Source organism: Solwaraspora sp. WMMA2101 (assembly GCF_049179175.1).
Classification (GTDB): domain Bacteria; phylum Actinomycetota; class Actinomycetes; order Mycobacteriales; family Micromonosporaceae; genus Micromonospora_E.
The window spans coordinates 1-16,685 of record NZ_JBMHMA010000003.1 but is presented as its reverse complement, the minus strand read 5'-3'; the positions used below and the strand labels follow the sequence as shown (position 1 = coordinate 16,685).

The following is a 16,685-nucleotide window of genomic DNA, read 5'->3' as shown; positions in this document are numbered from 1 at the left end:
GCCGCGACGTGACGGCGGCGGCGCCGACAACGTGATGGTCGCGTTGTCGGCCGGTGGGATGGCGTTCATGGCCGGGCGGGGCGTCGCGGCGGGCGCGTCGGCGTTGGGCGCCGGCGCGGTGGTCGGCGGTGGGCTGCTGGTGCCGGTCGCCGGTCTCGGGCTGGGGTTGGCCGCCGGGGCGTTCATCCTGTACCGGCGGCGGGTCGCCACCGACCGGCAGCAGGCCCGGATGTGGCTGCGGGAGGTGCTCGGTGAGGCGCGGGCGGCGTTGACCGACGAGTTGGCGCAGCGGTTCACCGACCTGCAGTACGCGTTGACGGTGGCGTTGGACGACGCGATCGAGCGGCGGCTGGCCGAGTTGGACGCGCACATCGCCGAGATCGACGCGGCGGCGGCGCGGGACAAGGCGCAGCGGACGCGGCGGCGGTCGGCGTTGCAGGCCCGGCGGGACACGATCCGGGCCCGGGTGAAGCAGGTCGACGAGGTGCTGGCCCGGGCCCGGGTGTTGGCGCCGACGGCCCCGGCGGCGGAGGCGGTGGCACGGTGAACAGCGACTTCGGCGACTGGCCCGGTGACGACTTCCCGGGTGACGACGCCGACACCGCCGACCTGGGTGGTGGTGGCGACGGGTTGCCGCAGGAAGGGTTCGGCCCCGCCGACGCGGTGTCGGGGTTCGGCCCCGCCGACGACGTGCCGCTCGGCGACGACAGCGACGATGTCGACGACGGTCGTGGCGGTGACGGCGGCGGGGCTGCGGGTGCGTTGAGTTACGGCGGCGACCTGTCCGGGCCGGACCCCGACGACGCCGACACGATGCCGGCGGAGGCGGGTTTCGGCGCCGCGCCGGCGGCCGAGTCCGGGTTCGGCCCGGCCGACCCGCCGCCCGGTGCCGACCCGGACGCCCCGGCCGGTGTCGACGAGTGGTCGGCGGCGGCGTTCCCGCCGCCGCTGGACCCGTCCGGGGTGCCGACCCCGGTCGACGGCTGGCCGTGGGCGGATCCCGATCTGATCGGCGGCGGGTCCGTCGGCGACGCCACAGGTCCGGGCGGTGAACCGGTCGGCCCGGCAGACGTGGCCGGCTACGCCGGCCGCACCGACGACGACGGCGGTACGCGGCAGTGGGCGACGCTGATCGCCTCCGACGATCCGGCGACCAGCACGCTGGCCCGGTTCTGGTCCGACGGCTGACCTCGGGCGGCTGTCCGACGCGATCCGCGCGGCGGCGATCCCGTGACCTGCGGTGCCGGTTTCAGCCGGCCGACGCCGCCGGTGGACGCGGCACGGCGCAGGCGGCGGTGCCGCCTGGCAGCCGGTGCCGGTTCGCGGCGACCCAGCGGTACACCGGCCAGGCCAGGGCGGTCACCGGACGCAGACCGAGAACGGCGCCGGCGGCCCGCCACAGCGGGTTGCTGGTACGCAGCAGCGCGGCGATCGCCACCGGCCCGGCACCGGCCGCGCCGGTGGTGCCGGCGGGCACCCACTGCACGGCCGTCGTGCCCTGCTCCCGGGTGAGCCCGAGCGCCGGCAGGTCGGCCCACTGCCACGGTACGAGGGTCGCCTTGTGTGGCACCCGCCGTTCGATGAACCGTACGCACATAGTGCAGAACGCGCAGTCGCCGTCGTAGACGAACGTGCCTTCGGGTTCTCCGGTGCCGGTCACGTGGTGATTGTCCCGCGTCGGCGGCGGCCGGTGCCACCGGTTGTGTCGGATCACCCACCACCGGCGGCGGGGCGACGCCGCAGCCGGCCGCGCCGAATCCCCGCGACGGGCCCACGCGATCTCGCGGTCAGTGCCCCGCGCCGCACCGCGCTACGGGGACGTGCGTAGTCTGGTCCGGACTCGAGTCGGGACCGCTGCGTTCGGGGGCACAGTGCGGAGCCAGCTGGCGCGTCGGGGCACCATCAGTCGACGCGACGTCGCGGTGATCGCGGTGTGGGCGTTCGTGATCGCCGCCGCCGCAGGCCAGGTGGCGGGCGCGTTTCTCCGACCACCAGGCGAGCGTCTCACCGACCTCAACGTCTACTGGGGCGCCGTTCGCCTCATGTTGCGCGGCGGAGACCTGTACGGGTTCTCCGGCCATGACGGAGCTCCGTTCACGTATCCGCCGTTTGCGGGACTGCTGTTCGTCAGCATCGCCGTCTTCCCGGAAGTCATCATCCAGGTCCTGTGGACGGCAGTCACGCTGATCGCTGTCGTCTTCGCGGGATGTCTGCTTCGTGATGCGGTCGTCGGCCGCACGGGCACGCTGCCCGCCCTACCCGTCGTCTGCCTCCTGCTATTTCTGTCCGCACCGGTTTCCAGTAACATCCGCTTCGGTCAGATCAGCTTCTTCCTGGGCGTACTGGTTCTGATTGACTGCCTGGACACCGTCCCGGCCCGCTACCGGGGAGTCGCGACCGGGGTCGCCAAGGCCATCAAGCTCACACCCGCTATTTTCATCGCCTACTGGTGCGTCTCCGGCCAATGGCGGAAGGCGATCACCGCAAGTGCAGCGTTTCTGGCATCGACTGCCTTGGCGTGGCTGATTCTGCCCGCCGAGTCGATTCGTTTCTGGTTCACCGAGATCTGGAGTGTCGACCGGATTGGGAACATCGTCACCACCGGAAATCAGTCGCTCAACGCGGTGCTGCTGAGATTCGACGTAGCCGACGACGCCCGTACCCTGGCGGTCGGCGGGCTCGGCCTCCTGGTAGTCGGCATCGCCTTCTATTGTGCGGTACGCGCATCCCGACGTGGATGGAACCTGGCGGCTGCGGTCATTGTCGGCGCGGCGGGTCTCGTTGTTTCCCCGGTGTCGTGGACGCACCACCAGATCTGGTTGGTCTTCGCGGCGCTGTGCGTCGTGTCCGCTCACCGGAGATACAACATCGCGTGGTCGGTGTCGGTGGCCTTCCTGATGATTGCCCCGGTCACCTCGGTCGGTGGCGATCTGCTCGGCGACGCCGTCGCCGGCAACCTCCGTTTCGGGCTGGCTGTCGCTGTGGCCTGTTTCGTTCCGCTGCAGGATGCGCGACGCCCCACAGGCACCGGGGAGCGGACCGCACCGCGGCAGCCGGGCGCGGTCACCGCCGCGCTGGACCGGACCGCACCGTGACCTCCCGGTCCTGGACCCTGCCCTGCTCAGACCAGCAGCAGCGCCACGAGGACCACGCCGGCGACGCCGACCAGGGCGGCCAGGACGGTCACCAGGACGGGGCCGTGTTCGTCGTACCAGGGACGGGCCGGTGCCGCCGACGCAGCCGGCACCGGGTATGACGCTGGCAGCGGCGACTGGTACGGCACCGGCGCGACGGCAGGTGACCTCGGCGCCGGCGGTGGCGCGGGTGAGCCGGTGGGCGCGGTCCGGGCGGCGCCGCCGGTGCGCAGTACGCCGTCGGCGACGACGGTCTCCGGTTGCTCCAACGTGGTCGGCGCCACCCCCAGTTGGGTGTGGATCAGCCGCGCTGCCAGCGGAATCCGGCTGGAACCGCCGACGAGGAACACGCCGACCAGGTCGGCGGGGGTCAGGCCGGCGGCGGCGACGGTGCGCGCCAGGCAGTCCACGGTCCGGGAAAGGTGGCCGTGGATCAGTGACTCCAGCTCGTCGCGGGTGAGGTGGGCGGCGACGTCCAGCGCCGGCAGGTGCACGTCGGCGCTGGCGGTGCGCGACAGGGTCTCCTTGGCGGCGCGGACGTCGTCGTAGAGCAGGGCACGGGCCCGTCGCGATCCCGTGTCCGCGGGGGCGACCAGGCCGTTCCACATGACGGTGCGGTTCGGTGAGTAGGCGCGGCCCAGGTGTTCCACGAGGGCCTGGTCGAACTCGAGGCCACCGACCTCGGTCAGGCCCTGCTCGGCGAGGACCACGAACCCGGCGGCGTCGGATCCGGTGGCCCTGGGCCGGGCGGGGTCGCGTCCGGCGGCCTCGGATCCGGTCGGGTCGCGGCGGACCACCGCCGCGTCGAAGGTGCCGCCGCCGAGGTCGTAGACGGCCAACGCTCGACCGGGTGGCAGCGCCGCACCCAGCACCGCCGTGTAGTAGGCGGCGGCGGCGACCGGCTCGGCGACCAGCGTCGGTTGCGGCAGTCCGGCGGCGTACGCGGCCTGGACCAGGACGGCCCGGCGCCGCTGCCCCCAGCTCGCCGGGTGGCTCAGCCGGACCTCGTCGACGCCGCCGAGCTGGCGGCGGGCCTCGACGGCGACGTGGCGCAGCACGGCGGCGATCAGCTGCGGCACCGGGACCTCGGCGTCACGCAGCAGCACCGTGCCGTCGTCGACGCGGCGCTTCGGGTGGGGTTCGAATCCGGCCGGGTCGACGCGGGCGCGCCGGTGCGCGTCGTGGCCGACGGCCAGTCGTCCGTCGGGTTCCCGGTACACCGCCGACGGCAGCAGCGGGGTGCCGTCGAACAGCAGTGGCCGGGTCCGTCCGTCGCCGCCGCGCACCACCGCCACCGTGTTCGAGGTGCCGAAGTCGATGCCCAGTGCCCGCATGGGGGGCACCCTACTGCCGGCGCGGCGCAACCTGACGTACGCCCGCCGGTTGCCGGCGGCAGGCATACTGCCCAGCGTGCCGCACCGTTACGCGTACCTGGACTCCCCCACGCCGATCGCGTTCGCGCACCGGGGCGGGGCGGCCCGGGGTGACGAGAACACCGCCGAGGCGTTCGCCCGTGCCGTCGAGCTGGGTTACCGGTACGTGGAGACCGACGTGCACGGCACCGCCGACGGCGTGGCGGTGGTGTTCCACGATCCGACGTTGGACCGGCTGGCCGGGATCAAGGGCGCGGTGGCGAAGATGCGCTGGGCGGACCTGGCGACGGTACGTGTCGGCGGGTCGGCGGCGGTGCCCCGTCTCGACGACGTCCTCGACGCCTGGCCGCAGGTGCGGTTCAACATCGACGTGAAGGCCGACGGCGGGGTACGGCCGACGGTGGAGACGCTTCAGCGGTGCGGTGCCGCCGACCGGGTGCTGCTGGCGTCGTTCTCGGACCGGCGGCTGCACCGGCTGCGGACGTTGACGCAGGGCCGGGTCGCGACGTCGCTGGGGATGCGGGCGGTGACCCGGTTGCGGATCGCGTCGGTCACCGGTGGCCGGCTGCGGCTGCCGCCGTCGGTGGTAGCCGCGCAGGTGCCGGTGCGGTTCAACCGGGTCCCGGTGGTCGACGCCCGGTTCGTGGCGTACTGCCACCGGCTGGGGTTGCAGGTGCATGTCTGGACGATCGACGAACCTGCCGAGATGAACGAGTTACTCGACCTCGGGGTGGATGGCATCATGACCGATCACGTCGAGGTGCTGCGTGACGTCTATCTGCGTCGTGGCCACTGGCCGCCGGACCGGCGGGTCGACGTGGACAGTGCCGCCCGTACCTGACCAGTAGAAGGATCCGATGGCCGACCCCACCGAGCCTACGTCCGTTCCGCCCCCGGCCGCGTCGGCCGGCGCCGCACCGGCGAGCACCCGCCGGGAACGCACCGGCTGGTACTTCTACGACTGGGCGATGTCGGCGTTCTCCACGACCGTGATCACCGTGTTCCTGGGTCCGTTCCTGACCAGTGTCACGAAGCAGGCGGCCGGCTGCGCGATCGACGCCGTCGAGTGCACCGGGTACGTGTATCCGCTGGGTATCCAGGTGGCGCCGGGGTCGTACTTCCCGTACCTGGTGTCGTTGTCGGTGGCGTTGACGGTGCTGGCGTTGCCGGTCACCGGGGCGATCGCCGACCGCACCATGCACAAGAAGCGGCTGCTGGCGGCGACGGCGTTCCTCGGCGCGGCGGCGACCATCGCGATGATCTTCGTGACGGGTGACCGGTACCTGCTCGGTGGCGGGCTGTTCATCCTGGCCAACGTGACGTTCGGCGCGAGTGTGGTGGTGTACAACTCGTTCCTGCCGCAGCTGGGTGGCCCGGACGACCGGGACGGGATCTCCAGCAGGGGCTGGGCGTTGGGGTACCTCGGTGGTGGTCTGCTGCTGGCAGCGAACCTGGTGGTGGTGCAGTCGTTCAGCATCGACGGTGATCCGCAGCGCACCCTGGACCTGGCCCGCTGGTCGATCGTGTCGGCCGGGGTGTGGTGGGCGGTGTTCACCCTGGTGCCGCTGGCCTGGCTGCGGGAACGTCCGGCAGCCGACGCGCACCCGGGCGGCAACGTGCTCACCGACGGGTTCAGACAACTTGGTCGTACGGTGCGGGGGCTGAAGGCGTACCCGTTGACGTTGTTCTTCCTGCTGGCGTTCCTGGTCTACAACGACGGCATTCAGACGGTGATCGCGTTGGCCAGCCAGTACGGCACCGAGGAGCTGCGGCTGGGGCAGTCGACGCTGATCGTGACGATCCTGCTGGTGCAGTTCCTGGCGTTCGGTGGGGCGTTGGCGTTGGGGGCGGTGGCGAAACGGATCGGCGCGTGGAAGACGGTGCTGGCCAGTCTGGTGCTGTGGACGGCGGTGATCCTGGCGGCGTTCCGGCTGCCGGCGGAGGCGCCGGCGCAGTTCATGGCGTTGGGGGCGGCGATCGGTCTGGTGCTGGGCGGCTCGCAGGCGCTGAGCCGGTCGTTGTTCAGCCAGATGATCCCGGCCGGTAAGGAAGGCGAGTACTACGGGTTCTACGAGATCAGCGACAAGGGCACCAGTTGGTTGGGGCCGTTGGCGTTCGGGGTGGTGTTCCAGCTGACGAACTCGTACCGGGTGGGCCTCGTGTCGTTGTTGATCTTCTTTGTGATCGGGTTCCTGCTGCTGGCGGCGGTGCCGGTCCGGCGAGCGATCATCGCCGCCGGCAACACCCCACCCCGGGTGCTCTGACCCTCTCCCCTACCCCATGATCGCGACGATCTTGCGCTTATCGAGAAGATTTGTCGGAATTGTCCAACGATAAGCGCAAGATCGTCGCGATCATGGCCGGGGCAGGCGGGGTGGACGGTTACGGGACGGGTCAGGGGATGGGTCAGGGGATGGGCTGGGTCGCCTCGATGGCGGCGATGGCGGTACGGGTGGCCGCCACGAAGTTCCAGAACACCGTGTTGGTGGTGTTGCGCCGCTGCGCGACCGTGTTGGTGCCGAACATCGCCGTCCGCAGCGGGGTGGTGATCTCCAGCTGGGCGCCCATGCCGAGCAGCGTCCGGTTGACGATGTTGTTCGTGGCGGTGCCGGCGATCGCCGAGATGCCGGTGGCGTCGAAGGCGGTGAACCCGGCCGCCGTGTAGGCGGTGATCAGCGCGGCCCGGAACGCGGCGTTGCGCCCACCGACGGCCACGGCCTGGGCGTTCGACGGCAGCCCGGCGGTGCCCGGGGTGCAGCCGTGCAGGGCGACGACATTGAGCGCGCCGGCCGCCACCGACAACGCCGGGGTGTCGTCACAGTTGCTGGCGGTGACGTGCAGCTCGCCGTTGCCCGACGAGCGGATGCCTTCGAACATCCAGTAGTCGTGGACCGGGCCGGCGGCGGGGGTCGCCGCCAGGGTCGCCGGGTGGTAGCCGGCGATCGCCAGGCACAGCTCCGACGTGCCACCCTCGATGCCGCCGCCGTGCGGGGCGATGATCGCCGTACGCGGGAACGCGACCGTGCCCGCGTTGGCGTTGTCGAGCAGGGCGTGCCGGCGGAACCGGCGGGCGTAGTCGACGCCTTCGGCCAGGTCCGGGTCGGCGTACAGGTCGGTGTTGGAGTCGTACAGGTCGGCGGCGAGTGCCGGCGCGGCCGGCAACGTCACCAGGGGTCCGGCGACTGCCGCGGTGGCGAGCATGCCGAGGACGGCCCTTCTGCTGGTGCTCATGAGGTGGTTCCTCCATCAGGTGTGGTTGCCCGGTGGTTCGGGCGAGGCACACCGTGTCACATCGACTGCGACGATCACCAACGATTTCCGTTGCCGCAGGAAGCCTGCACCGCCGGATTCGGCGGCAAAATCCACTGGTACGGCGGATTTCGCACCGCTGCGGTGTCGGATCGACGACGTGGGCCGTATCGGCGACCCGACACCGCCCCGGGCCCGACCCAGGCGGGCGGGCGGTCAGGCGGCGAGACCCACCGCGAGCGCGACGATGCCGAGCAGCGGCGCCAACCCCTGGATGAGCGCGGCGCGCACCAACGCCGGCCGGGAGATCACCAGGACCGCACTGGCGGCGAGCATCGACCCGGCACCGGTGAAGACCAGGGTCGCGCCGACGGCGGTCGCCCCGGCGACGATCACGACGATGCCGAGCACCACCGCGACCGCCAGGAACAGGTTGTAGAAGCCCTGGTTGAAGGCGAGGGAGCGGGTGGTGAGGGCCTCCTGCTCGCTGCGGATGCCGAACACCGCACGGGTACGCGGCGCGGTCCACGCCACCGACTCGAGGTAGAAGATGTAGCCGTGGATCAGTGCCGCCACGGCGGCGAAGACCAGTCCCGCGACAACCACGTAGCCCCCCGATCCCCCGAGTCGCACGCCTACCGGAGGGAATCTATCGGATCGGCCAGGCCGTAAGGTGGCGGCCATGGACCGGACCCCGGAACGGCAGTGGCTCGACGCGCTCAGCGACGTGCTGACCCGTTCCCACCTGTTCCAGCCCGACGAACTCGCCCCCGAGTTCGCCGAGGTGATGGCCGGCCTGGGCGTGCAGACCACGATCTACCTGGTCGACGAGGAGCAGCAGGCGCTGCGCCCCGTACCGCATCCGGGCCGAACCGACCCGCCACCGCAACCGGTCGAAGGGTCCCTCGCCGGTCGGGCCTTCACCCTGGTCGAGTCGATCCCGGCGCTGAACGAACCCGCCTGGTGGATTCCGATGATCGACGGCACCGATCGGCTCGGCGAGGCGGTGGCTGCTGGGCGTAAGCCGAAGGTGATGTTCACCGAGTCGGCGGGGCAGATCGCCGGGCAGGTGGGTCAGGTGGTGGGCCTGGCGGATCCGGCGGTGTCCGACGAGTGGGTGGTGGTGCGGTTCGGTCGTGACGAGTTGCCGTTCTCCCCCGGTGATCTGGTGGTGGCGCCGCGGGGTGCGGGTGCGCGGCGGCCGGCGGCGGAGCCGGTGGTCGACCCGGTGCCGGTGGTGCCGGAGCCGGAGTTCAAGTTGGGTGAGCCGCCGGTGGTGGTGCCGGCGCGGCGGGAGCAGGTGGAGGAGTCGACGGTGGACGAGGGTGCGCAGCGCCCGGCGCGTCGGGCGGCGAAGGCGGTGAAGCCGAAGGCGCCGGCCGGGTTGACGGTGACGTTGGCGTATGCCGACGGTGAGTGGACGGTGGCGGCGGCGCAGGGCGCGAAGGCGTTGGCGAAGCCGTACGTGATCCGGCCGGCGGAGGCGTTGAAGATGGTGGCGTTGGTGGATGTGCCGGGGGTGCATGAGGCGGTGGAGCAGATCCTGGCGTCGGAGCGGGCCGAGGCGCAGCGGCAGGCGGAGAAGTTGCGGGCGGAGTTGGCGGAGGTGGAGGCGCGGTTGGCGGAGTTGCCGGAGGTGGGTTGACGTCGGGCCTGTGGGTGGTGCCCCCGGTGGTTGGTCGCGCCGGGGGCACCGTCGTGTGCGGGTCGGTGGCTGGTGGAGTCAGTGGCTGGGTTGGTCGGTGACGTGGACGCGGTGGCGGAACACCCAGTAGGTCCAGCCCTGGTAGAGCAGGACGACGGGGGTGAGTGCGGCGGCGACCCAGGTCATGATCGTCAGGGTGTAGGTGGTGGAGGCGGCGTTGGTGGTGGTCAGGGTGCCGGCGGGGTCGCCGGTGGAGGGTAGGACGGTCGGGAACAGGGCGGTGAACAGGGCGGCGACGGCGAGGCCGATGGCGGTGGCGGTGCCGGTGAAGGCCCAGCCTTCGCGGCGTACCTGGTTGGCGGCCAGGCCGGCGACGAGGGCGAGGGCGGCGGTGACGGCGAGGACGACGGCGGTGGGGTTGGCGCGGATGGTGAGGGTCCAGGTGAGGAATCCGACGGCGAGCGCGGCAGCGGTCAGGCCGGTCCAGGTGGCGACGCGGCGGGCGCGGTGGCGCAGGTCGCCGGTGGTCTTGAGGGCGAGGAAGACGGCGCCGTGGGTGACGAACAGGGCGGTGGTGGTGGCGCCGCCGAGCAGGGCGTAGGGGTTGAGCAGGGTGAGCAGGGTGCCGGTGTATTCGTGGTCGGCGTCCAGGGGTACGCCGCGCACGATGTTGGCGAAGGCGACGCCCCAGAGTGCGGCGGGTAGCAGTGAGCCGATGAAGATGGCGTTGTCCCAGCGGCGGCGCCAGTGGGGTTCGTCTCGTTTGTCGCGGTATTCGAAGGCGACGCCGCGCAGGATGAGGGCGATGAGGATGAGCAGTAGCGGTAGGTAGAAGCCGGAGAACAGGGTGGCGTACCACTCGGGGAAGGCGGCGAACATGGCGCCGCCGGCGGTGATGAGCCAGACCTCGTTGCCGTCCCAGACGGGGCCGATGGTGGTGATGGCGGCGCGTCGTTCGGGTTCGGTGCGGCCGATGAGGCGGGCGAGGATGCCGACGCCGAAGTCGAAGCCTTCGAGGATGAAGTATCCGGTGAAGAGTACGGCGATGAGCCCAAACCAGACGGTGGTGAGTTCCACGAGGGGTCTCCGGGGTGGTCAGTGGGTGGCGGCGAGGGGCCGGTCGAGGGTGGTGTCGTCGTCGGTGTCGTCCGGTGGGGGTGGGTCGGTGAGGTCGGGCAGTCCGTTTCGGGCGTAGCGGATGAGGAGCTTGACCTCGATGACGGCGAGGGTGGCGTAGATGAGGGTGAAGGCGGTGAAAGAGGTGAGGACTTCGGTGAGGGAGACGCTGCGGCTGACGCCGTCGCGGGTGAGCATTTCGCCGAAGACGATCCAGGGTTGGCGGCCCATTTCGGTGAAGATCCAGCCGAAGGTGTTGGCCAGTAGTGGTAGGACGGGCAGGGTGAGGCCGGCGCGCAGCAGCCAGCGTCCGGTGGGGGTGCGGCCGCGGCGGGTGGTCCACAGGGCCCAGAGGGCGATGGCGGCGGTGGCGAGGCCGAATCCGATCATGAAGCGGAAGCTCCAGTAGGTGACGGGGATGATCGGGGTGTAGTTGCCGGGGCCGTACTGGGCGGCGTACTGGGCCTGCAGGTCGTTGATGCCCTGGACCTGGCCGGTGGGGTCGCCGGTGGACAGCCAGGACAGCAGGTACGGGATCTTGAGGGCCCAGATTTCGCGGCTGCCGTCGAGGGTGCCGACGGTGACGACGGAGAAGGAGGCGGGGCTTTCGGTGGTGTAGAGGCCTTCGGCGGCGGCCATCTTCATGGGCTGGACCTGGGTCATGATCTTGCCTTGGATGTCGCCGGTGATGATGACGGCAGCGGTGGCGGCCAGGGTGGTCCAGGCGCCGATCTTGGTGGCGGTGCGGAAGGCGGGGGTGTCGGGGCCGTCGGGGTGGCGGATGAGGTGCCAGAGGGCGACGGCCAGGACGAGGGCGCCGGCGACCATGAAGCAGCCGGCGAGGGTGTGCGGGAAGGTGATGAGGGTGACCTTGTTGGTGAGTACGGCGATGAAGTCGGTGAGTTCGGCGCGGCCGGTGTCCGGGTTGATGCGGTAGCCGACGGGGTTCTGCATCCAGGAGTTGGCGGCGAGGATGAACCAGGCGCTGATGATGCTGCCGAACGAGGCGAGCCAGATGGTGGCCAGGTGCAGGGCTTTGGGGAGCCGGTTCCAGCCGAAGATCCACAGTCCGAGGAAGGTGGATTCGAGGAAGAAGGCGAGCAGGGCTTCGATGGCCAGGGGTACGCCGAAGATGTCGCCGACGAACCGGGAGTAGTCGCTCCAGTTCATGCCGAACTGGAATTCCTGGACGATGCCGGTGACGATGCCCATGGCGAAGTTGATGAGGAACAGTTTTCCGTAGAACTTGGTGAGTTTGAGGTAGCGGTCGTCGCCGGTGCGGTGCCAGGCGGTCTGCAGGATGGCGACGAGCAGGCTGAGGCCGATGGTGAGTGGGACGAACAGGAAGTGGTAGACGGTGGTGACACCGAACTGCCAGCGGGCTATGTCGAGCGCGTCCACGGCTCCCCCATCTAGTTACTACAAGGCGTAGTACATACTACGGCCTGTCGTGGAACGGGCCAGGGGCGGTGGTCCCGACGGGAGAGGGCCGTCGGTCCCGACCCTCGCGGGACGGTCGGCACGGGGCGCCCGTGGCGGGCCGGACTGTGCGACGATCGACCGCTGATGGACACCCCCACTCCCCCTGCCCCGACGCCCTGGCGGCCGCCGCCGCTGTGGCGGCTGCTGCAGGTCGCCGCCCGGATCGTCGTCGGGCTGCTCGCCCGGCTGCGGGTCACCGGCGACGTACCGGACGCGCTGCGGCACGGACCGCTGATCCTGGCCGCCAACCACATCAGCCCGTTCGACCCGGTCGCGCTCGCCGCCGCCTGCCGCGTGCGGCGGGTCGCCCCCCGGGTGCTCGCCACCGGCGGGCTGTTCCGGGCCCCGGTGGTCGGCCCGGTGATGCGCCGCGCCGGGCACATCCGGGTCGACCGGCGCACCGACACCGTCGCCCAGGCGCTCGACGCCGCCGTGGCGGCCGTCGCTGGCGGCGCGGTGGTCCTGGTCTACCCGGAAGGGCGCATCGGTCTCGACCCGTGGATGTGGCCCGAACGCGGCCGCACGGGTACCGCGCGGCTCGCGCTGGCCAGCGGCGCGGTGGTGGTGCCGGTGGCCCAGTGGGGGGCCCACGAGGTGCTGCCGTGGGCGGCACCCCGCGGCCTGGGCCGCGCGGTGCTACGGGCGGTGCTGCGCCGCCCGGTGGTCCGGGTCCACTTCGGCGCCCCGGTGGACCTGTCCGGGGTCGACCCGGCGCGGCCGGGCGCCGCGCAACGCGCGACCCAACGGATCATCGACGCCCTCACCGACGAGTTGGCGGCGTTGCGCCCGGACGAGCCGCAGGCACCCCGGCACGTCGACGTGACCCGACCGGTCGACGTGAGTCGGCGACACCGCCGGGGCCGGGTCGACGCGGCGGACGACGCCCCGGCCGCCGGCCAGGCACCGGACGGCGGCTGACGGCGCCGTACCCGGTGCCGGTTCAGCGGGAGCGTTGCCGCAGGTAGGCCAGGACGGCCTCGCGGGTGGTGCGGACCCCGAACGCCGCGCGGGCCTGCGCGATGCGGCGGTTCGCGGTCCGCAACGACAGGAACTCGGCGGCGGCGGCCGCGGCGATCGTCTCGCCGTTGGCGAGCCGGTCGAGCAGGGCCCGCTGCTCCGGCACCAGGACGGAGTCGACCGGTGACGCCGGCGGGCCGACGTCACCGTGGCGCAGCACCGGGCCGAGCCGGCCGAGGTCGTCGACCAGGGCCCGACCGACGTCGCCGCCCGGGTCGACCACCGCGACGACGGCGGCACCCCGGGCGGCGGCCAGCGCCACCAGGGCCACGGTGTCGGCGTCGGTGACCCGGCCGTGCAGGGCCAGTCGGGCGGCGGTCAGGTCCCAGGCGGCCTCGGTCAACGCGAAGCCTTCCCGGACGGTCCAGCCGTCGCGGGCGAGCCGCCGCAGAACGGCGTTCGCCTCGGTGGAGCTGGACAGGACGTAGCGCGGCGGTGCGCTCATCGGTCGGTCTCCATGGCCAGGGCGGCTGCTTCGGTGCGGGTGCGGGCACCGAGTTTACGCATCCCGGCCCGGACGTGGGTTTCCACGGTTTCGGTGGAGATGCCGAGTTGGCCGGCGATGCGGCGGGTCGGCTCGCCCTGGGCGACCAGCCGCAGCACGTCACGTTCCCGGCCGGTGAGCAGCTCACCGTCGCGGGTGCCCCGGTCGTCGCGGCGTACCGCGTGCCGGCGCAGCGCACGTCGGCAGCGGCCCAGCAGTACGACCAGGCCGGCGCGCGCGGCGATGCGTTCCGCGGCGAGCAGGGCGGGCACCGCGCGGTGCGGGTCGGCTTCGTGCAGGCCCTGGGCGAGCAGGCAGCGGACCTGTTCGCGAACGCTGACGTCGGGCCAGGTGGCGGCGGCGGCGCCGAACCGGCGCGGGTCGGCCGTCGACCAGGCGGCCAGCGTCGCCGCTACCGGTGCCGGCAGCGTCGGTGGTGTCCCGGCGGCCGGCGGCGGTGTCACCGTGGGGGTGTCGTGGGCGGCCCAGTGGGCGGTGATCCGCCGCAGTCCGTCGACCAGCGGTGACGCGCTCGGCGCAGCGGCGGCACCGGTGGTCGGGTCGGTGCCGGCAGGCGCGGCGGCTCTGTCGGGTTGACCGTCGAGCCAGGCCGCTTCCCGGGCGACCCAGTCCAGCAGGCCCGGCGGCGGCGCGGTCGCGGTGGTGGCGGCGGCGAGCCGGGCCCGGGCGGCCGCGAGCAGTCCGCCGTCGGCTTCGAGCAGGCCCGCCGTGGCGGTGGCGTAGCGGTGGGCGGTGGCGGGCAGGGTGCGGTCGGTGAGGTCGGCGGCGGCGCGCAGCAGCGCGTCGGTGGCGGTGGGCAGTGTGTCGGTGGGTGCGGGCGGGTCGTCGCCGACCGGGCCGGGCTGGTCCCCTGCCGACGGTTCACCGCGCAGTGCCAGGCACCACAGGCGGGCGGCGAGGAAACGGGTCTGCCAGCTGTAGGCCAGGTCGGCGGCGCAGGCGGCCGCGGCGGCGGTGGCGGCGTGCGCGGCCTCGGCGAGCCGGCCGTCGCCGGTGAGGGTCTCGACCAGCTGCCAGGCGCTCCACCGGGCGGTCAGCAGGTCGCCGTCGGCGGCCGCCGCGGCGGCGGTGCCGGCGAGCCGGTGTTCCCAGCCGGGGGTGCGGTCGGCGGCGGCGACGGCGGCCAGCGCCGCGCGCAGGCCGACGTGGGTCGGCGTGGCGCCGTGGCGGGCGGTGACGGCGGCGGCACGGCGGGCCGCCGCCGTCGGGTCGACGGCGAGGTCGGCCAGCAGCAGCACCCGGTCGGCGGTCGCGGCGGGCGGCGACGTGGCGGCCGGGTGGTCGGTGACGCGGGCGGCCAGGGCGGCGGCGGTGGCGCGGGCGGCGGCGAGCTCCCCGGCCTGCAGCAGCGCTTCGGCGCGCAGGGCGGCGACCTCGTCGCTGACGTCGGAGTCGGCGGCGTCGAGCAGGGTCAGGGCGTGGCGGGGCCGGCCGGTGGTCAGGGCGGCCCGGGCCGCGTCGAGCCGCACGGTGGCGGTGGCGGCGGGCTGGTCGCAGGCGAACAGCAGCGCCTCGGCGCGGGCGCCGCCGGTGGTGGCGTCGGCGGCAGCGGTCACGGCCCGCTGGTAGGCGGCGTCGGTGTCGCCGGCGGCGGCGAGGTGCCGGGCGGCTTCCAGAGGGTCGGTGACCAGGTCGGCGAGGCGTCGGTGCAGGGCTCGGCGGCTGGCGGCGTCGAGCAGGCCGGCGGCCACGTCGGCCTGGTACGGCGACACCGGGGTGATCAGGCCGGTGGCGGCGGTGACCAGGCCGGCGTCGGTGAGTTCGGCGACGCCGTCGCCGAGAGCGGCGGCGGGTGCCGGCCGGCCGAGCAGGCCGAGGGCGGCCAGGGCGGTGCGGGCCGGCCGGGTGAGGTCGGCCAGGGCGGCGGCGACGGCGTAGGCGACCTGGTCGAGGTCGGTGGTGTCGGGTGGCGGCGGCGAGGTGCGGGCGGTGCGGTGGCGGGCCAGGGCGGTGGCGGCCAGCGGGTTGCCGCCGGCGCGTCGGGCCAGGTCGGTGACGGTCGCCGGGTCCAGGCCGGGGGCGGTACGGCGGATCAGGTCGGCGGTGGCCGTCGGGTCCAGCGCCGGGAGCGCCAGCCACAGGGCGTCGCCGTCGCGCAGCGGGTCGATGGCGGCGGCGGGCAGCGGGTGCGGGGTGCGCAGGGCGACGACGACCCGGCAGTGGCGGGCCACGGCGGGCAGGGCGGCGACGGTGACCGGGTCGGCCCACTGCAGGTCGTCGAGGACGAGCAGGCCGTGGCGTACCCGGGAGCGGACCGCCTCGGCGAGCAGCGCCACGTCGTGGGTGGGTAGCCGGACCCGCAGGGCGTGGCTGAGGGGGAACGCGGGGACGTGGCGCAGGGCGGTGAGAGCGCCGCCGGGGTGGACCGGGCCGGGCGACGCCGTGGCGACGCGGCGCAGCGTGGTGGTGCGGCCGCTGCCGGGCACGCCGGTGATGACGACGAGGCCGGGGCGGGTGAGCCGGGCGGCGGCGGCCGCCGCCACGTCGGTGGCGTGAGCGCCGTCGGCTGGTTGCCGCACCCGTCCTCCCCCGCTTTTCCGGCTCGTGGCCCTCCCCGGGCGAAGGTGGCACGAACATGGGATCCTGCGCCGGAGAGGATATTCGTACTGTGGATGTCGGTGGTGGGCGCACCACCGCGTGCCGTGCTGTCGGGAGGACGACCAGCGAGATGAGCGGGTACCACCGTTGGGCGTGGCGTCATTGTCGCCGACCCTGTGGGGCGGTGACCAATCCGTGGGTGCGGGGCCGTTGAGCAGCCGGGTCGCGGCGTTGTGTGACGAGGTGGGTCCCCGGGTGGGTGCGCCGACCGGTGGTGAGGTGGCGCGGGTCCGGCGGCGGTTGGACGAGCCGCTGCGGGTGGCGATCGCCGGGCGGCTCAAGGCGGGCAAGTCGACGCTGGTCAACGCGTTGATCGGGCGGCGGGTGGCGCCGACGGAGGTTGGTGAGTGCACCCGGGTGGTCACCCAGTTCCGGTACGGCACCGCCGACCGGGTGGACGTGGTGCGCCGCGACGGCGTACGGGTCAGTCTGCCGTTGGATCCGACGGGGATGATCCCGCAGCGGCTGGGGGTGCCGACGGCGCGGATCGCGTTCGTCGACGTCACCTTGACCAGTGACCATCTGCGGGAGTTGACGGTGATCGACACGCCGGGGCTGTCGTCGGC

The 16,685-nt window shown here is 73.0% G+C and carries 15 protein-coding genes and 1 pseudogene; 8 read left to right on the top strand and 8 right to left on the bottom strand.

All coding sequences use genetic code 11. The annotated features are described in order from the left end of the window. Together ACN28F_RS00285 and ACN28F_RS00280 are read left to right on the top strand one after the other, a co-directional pair. A pseudogene (locus ACN28F_RS00285) lies at positions 1 to 547 on the top strand (hypothetical protein); the annotation flags it as partial. Continuing rightward, positions 544 to 1,188 carry a hypothetical protein gene (locus tag ACN28F_RS00280; RefSeq protein WP_421356773.1) on the top strand — a complete coding sequence of 215 codons (645 nt, stop codon included), beginning with the start codon at positions 544 to 546 and terminating at the stop codon, positions 1,186 to 1,188. The pseudogene ACN28F_RS00285 and the gene ACN28F_RS00280, both read left to right, overlap by 4 nt. Positions 1,189 to 1,249: 61 nt before the next feature. Here ACN28F_RS00280 and ACN28F_RS00275 read toward each other — a convergent pair whose 3' ends face one another. Further along, positions 1,250 to 1,660: a thiol-disulfide oxidoreductase DCC family protein gene (locus ACN28F_RS00275; protein ID WP_421356774.1), complete on the bottom strand. Its 411-nt coding sequence runs from the start codon at positions 1,658 to 1,660 to the stop codon at positions 1,250 to 1,252. A 211-nt stretch (positions 1,661 to 1,871) separates the two neighbouring features. Between ACN28F_RS00275 and ACN28F_RS00270 the strand changes: the two genes are divergently transcribed. After that, complete coding sequence (locus tag ACN28F_RS00270) at positions 1,872 to 3,095, top strand: glycosyltransferase 87 family protein (protein WP_421356775.1); 1,224 nt, start codon at positions 1,872 to 1,874, stop codon at positions 3,093 to 3,095. Positions 3,096 to 3,121: 26 nt separating this feature from the next. On the opposite strand, the gene ACN28F_RS00265 is transcribed toward ACN28F_RS00270, so the two are convergent. Further along, a complete protein-coding gene (locus ACN28F_RS00265; RefSeq protein WP_421356781.1) occupies positions 3,122 to 4,468 on the bottom strand; it encodes an Hsp70 family protein in 1,347 nt (448 codons plus the stop codon). Between ACN28F_RS00265 and ACN28F_RS00260 the strand changes: the two genes are divergently transcribed. After that, positions 4,467 to 5,348 carry a glycerophosphodiester phosphodiesterase gene (locus ACN28F_RS00260; RefSeq protein WP_421356780.1) on the top strand — a complete coding sequence of 294 codons (882 nt, stop codon included), beginning with the start codon at positions 4,467 to 4,469 and terminating at the stop codon, positions 5,346 to 5,348. The two genes, ACN28F_RS00265 and ACN28F_RS00260, sit on opposite strands and share 2 nt — an antisense overlap. A 16-nt stretch (positions 5,349 to 5,364) precedes the next feature. After that, the gene (locus ACN28F_RS00255; RefSeq protein ID WP_289206198.1) at positions 5,365 to 6,771 is read left to right on the top strand and encodes an MFS transporter; all 1,407 of its coding nucleotides are present in this window, start codon (positions 5,365 to 5,367) and stop codon (positions 6,769 to 6,771) included. Positions 6,772 to 6,913: 142 nt separating this feature from the next. On the opposite strand, the gene ACN28F_RS00250 is transcribed toward ACN28F_RS00255, so the two are convergent. Together ACN28F_RS00250 and ACN28F_RS00245 are read right to left on the bottom strand one after the other, a co-directional pair. Next, the gene (locus ACN28F_RS00250; RefSeq protein WP_421356779.1) at positions 6,914 to 7,738 is read right to left on the bottom strand and encodes a poly-gamma-glutamate hydrolase family protein; all 825 of its coding nucleotides are present in this window, start codon (positions 7,736 to 7,738) and stop codon (positions 6,914 to 6,916) included. Positions 7,739 to 7,972: 234 nt separating this feature from the next. Next, the gene (locus tag ACN28F_RS00245) at positions 7,973 to 8,362 is read right to left on the bottom strand and encodes a DUF1304 domain-containing protein (RefSeq protein ID WP_289206200.1); all 390 of its coding nucleotides are present in this window, start codon (positions 8,360 to 8,362) and stop codon (positions 7,973 to 7,975) included. A 367-nt stretch (positions 8,363 to 8,729) separates the two neighbouring features. Between ACN28F_RS00245 and ACN28F_RS00240 the strand changes: the two genes are divergently transcribed. Beyond that, positions 8,730 to 9,401, top strand: a complete 672-nt coding sequence (locus tag ACN28F_RS00240) for a hypothetical protein (protein ID WP_421356783.1) — start codon at positions 8,730 to 8,732, stop codon at positions 9,399 to 9,401. Positions 9,402 to 9,479: 78 nt separating this feature from the next. Here the strand turns inward: ACN28F_RS00240 and cydB are convergent, their stop codons facing one another. Further along, complete coding sequence (gene cydB, locus ACN28F_RS00235) at positions 9,480 to 10,478, bottom strand: cytochrome d ubiquinol oxidase subunit II (protein WP_289206187.1); 999 nt, start codon at positions 10,476 to 10,478, stop codon at positions 9,480 to 9,482. An 18-nt stretch (positions 10,479 to 10,496) separates the two neighbouring features. After that, positions 10,497 to 11,918: a cytochrome ubiquinol oxidase subunit I gene (locus tag ACN28F_RS00230; protein WP_421356762.1), complete on the bottom strand. Its 1,422-nt coding sequence runs from the start codon at positions 11,916 to 11,918 to the stop codon at positions 10,497 to 10,499. A gap of 165 nt (positions 11,919 to 12,083) precedes the next feature. On the opposite strand from ACN28F_RS00230, the gene ACN28F_RS00225 reads away from it, so the two are divergent. Next, positions 12,084 to 12,917 (top strand): lysophospholipid acyltransferase family protein, encoded by an 834-nt coding sequence (locus tag ACN28F_RS00225; protein WP_289206189.1) that lies wholly within the window; start codon positions 12,084 to 12,086, stop codon positions 12,915 to 12,917. A 22-nt stretch (positions 12,918 to 12,939) separates the two neighbouring features. Here ACN28F_RS00225 and ACN28F_RS00220 read toward each other — a convergent pair whose 3' ends face one another. Together ACN28F_RS00220 and ACN28F_RS00215 are read right to left on the bottom strand one after the other, a co-directional pair. Next, the gene (locus tag ACN28F_RS00220; protein WP_289206190.1) at positions 12,940 to 13,461 is read right to left on the bottom strand and encodes a LuxR family transcriptional regulator; all 522 of its coding nucleotides are present in this window, start codon (positions 13,459 to 13,461) and stop codon (positions 12,940 to 12,942) included. Continuing rightward, positions 13,458 to 16,040: a LuxR C-terminal-related transcriptional regulator gene (locus ACN28F_RS00215; RefSeq protein ID WP_421356761.1), complete on the bottom strand. Its 2,583-nt coding sequence runs from the start codon at positions 16,038 to 16,040 to the stop codon at positions 13,458 to 13,460. The genes ACN28F_RS00220 and ACN28F_RS00215 overlap by 4 nt, the downstream gene beginning before the upstream one ends. Positions 16,041 to 16,290: 250 nt before the next feature. Between ACN28F_RS00215 and ACN28F_RS00210 the strand changes: the two genes are divergently transcribed. Continuing rightward, a partial coding sequence (locus ACN28F_RS00210) for a dynamin family protein (protein ID WP_421356782.1) occupies positions 16,291 to 16,685 on the top strand: 395 nt, incomplete at its 3' end.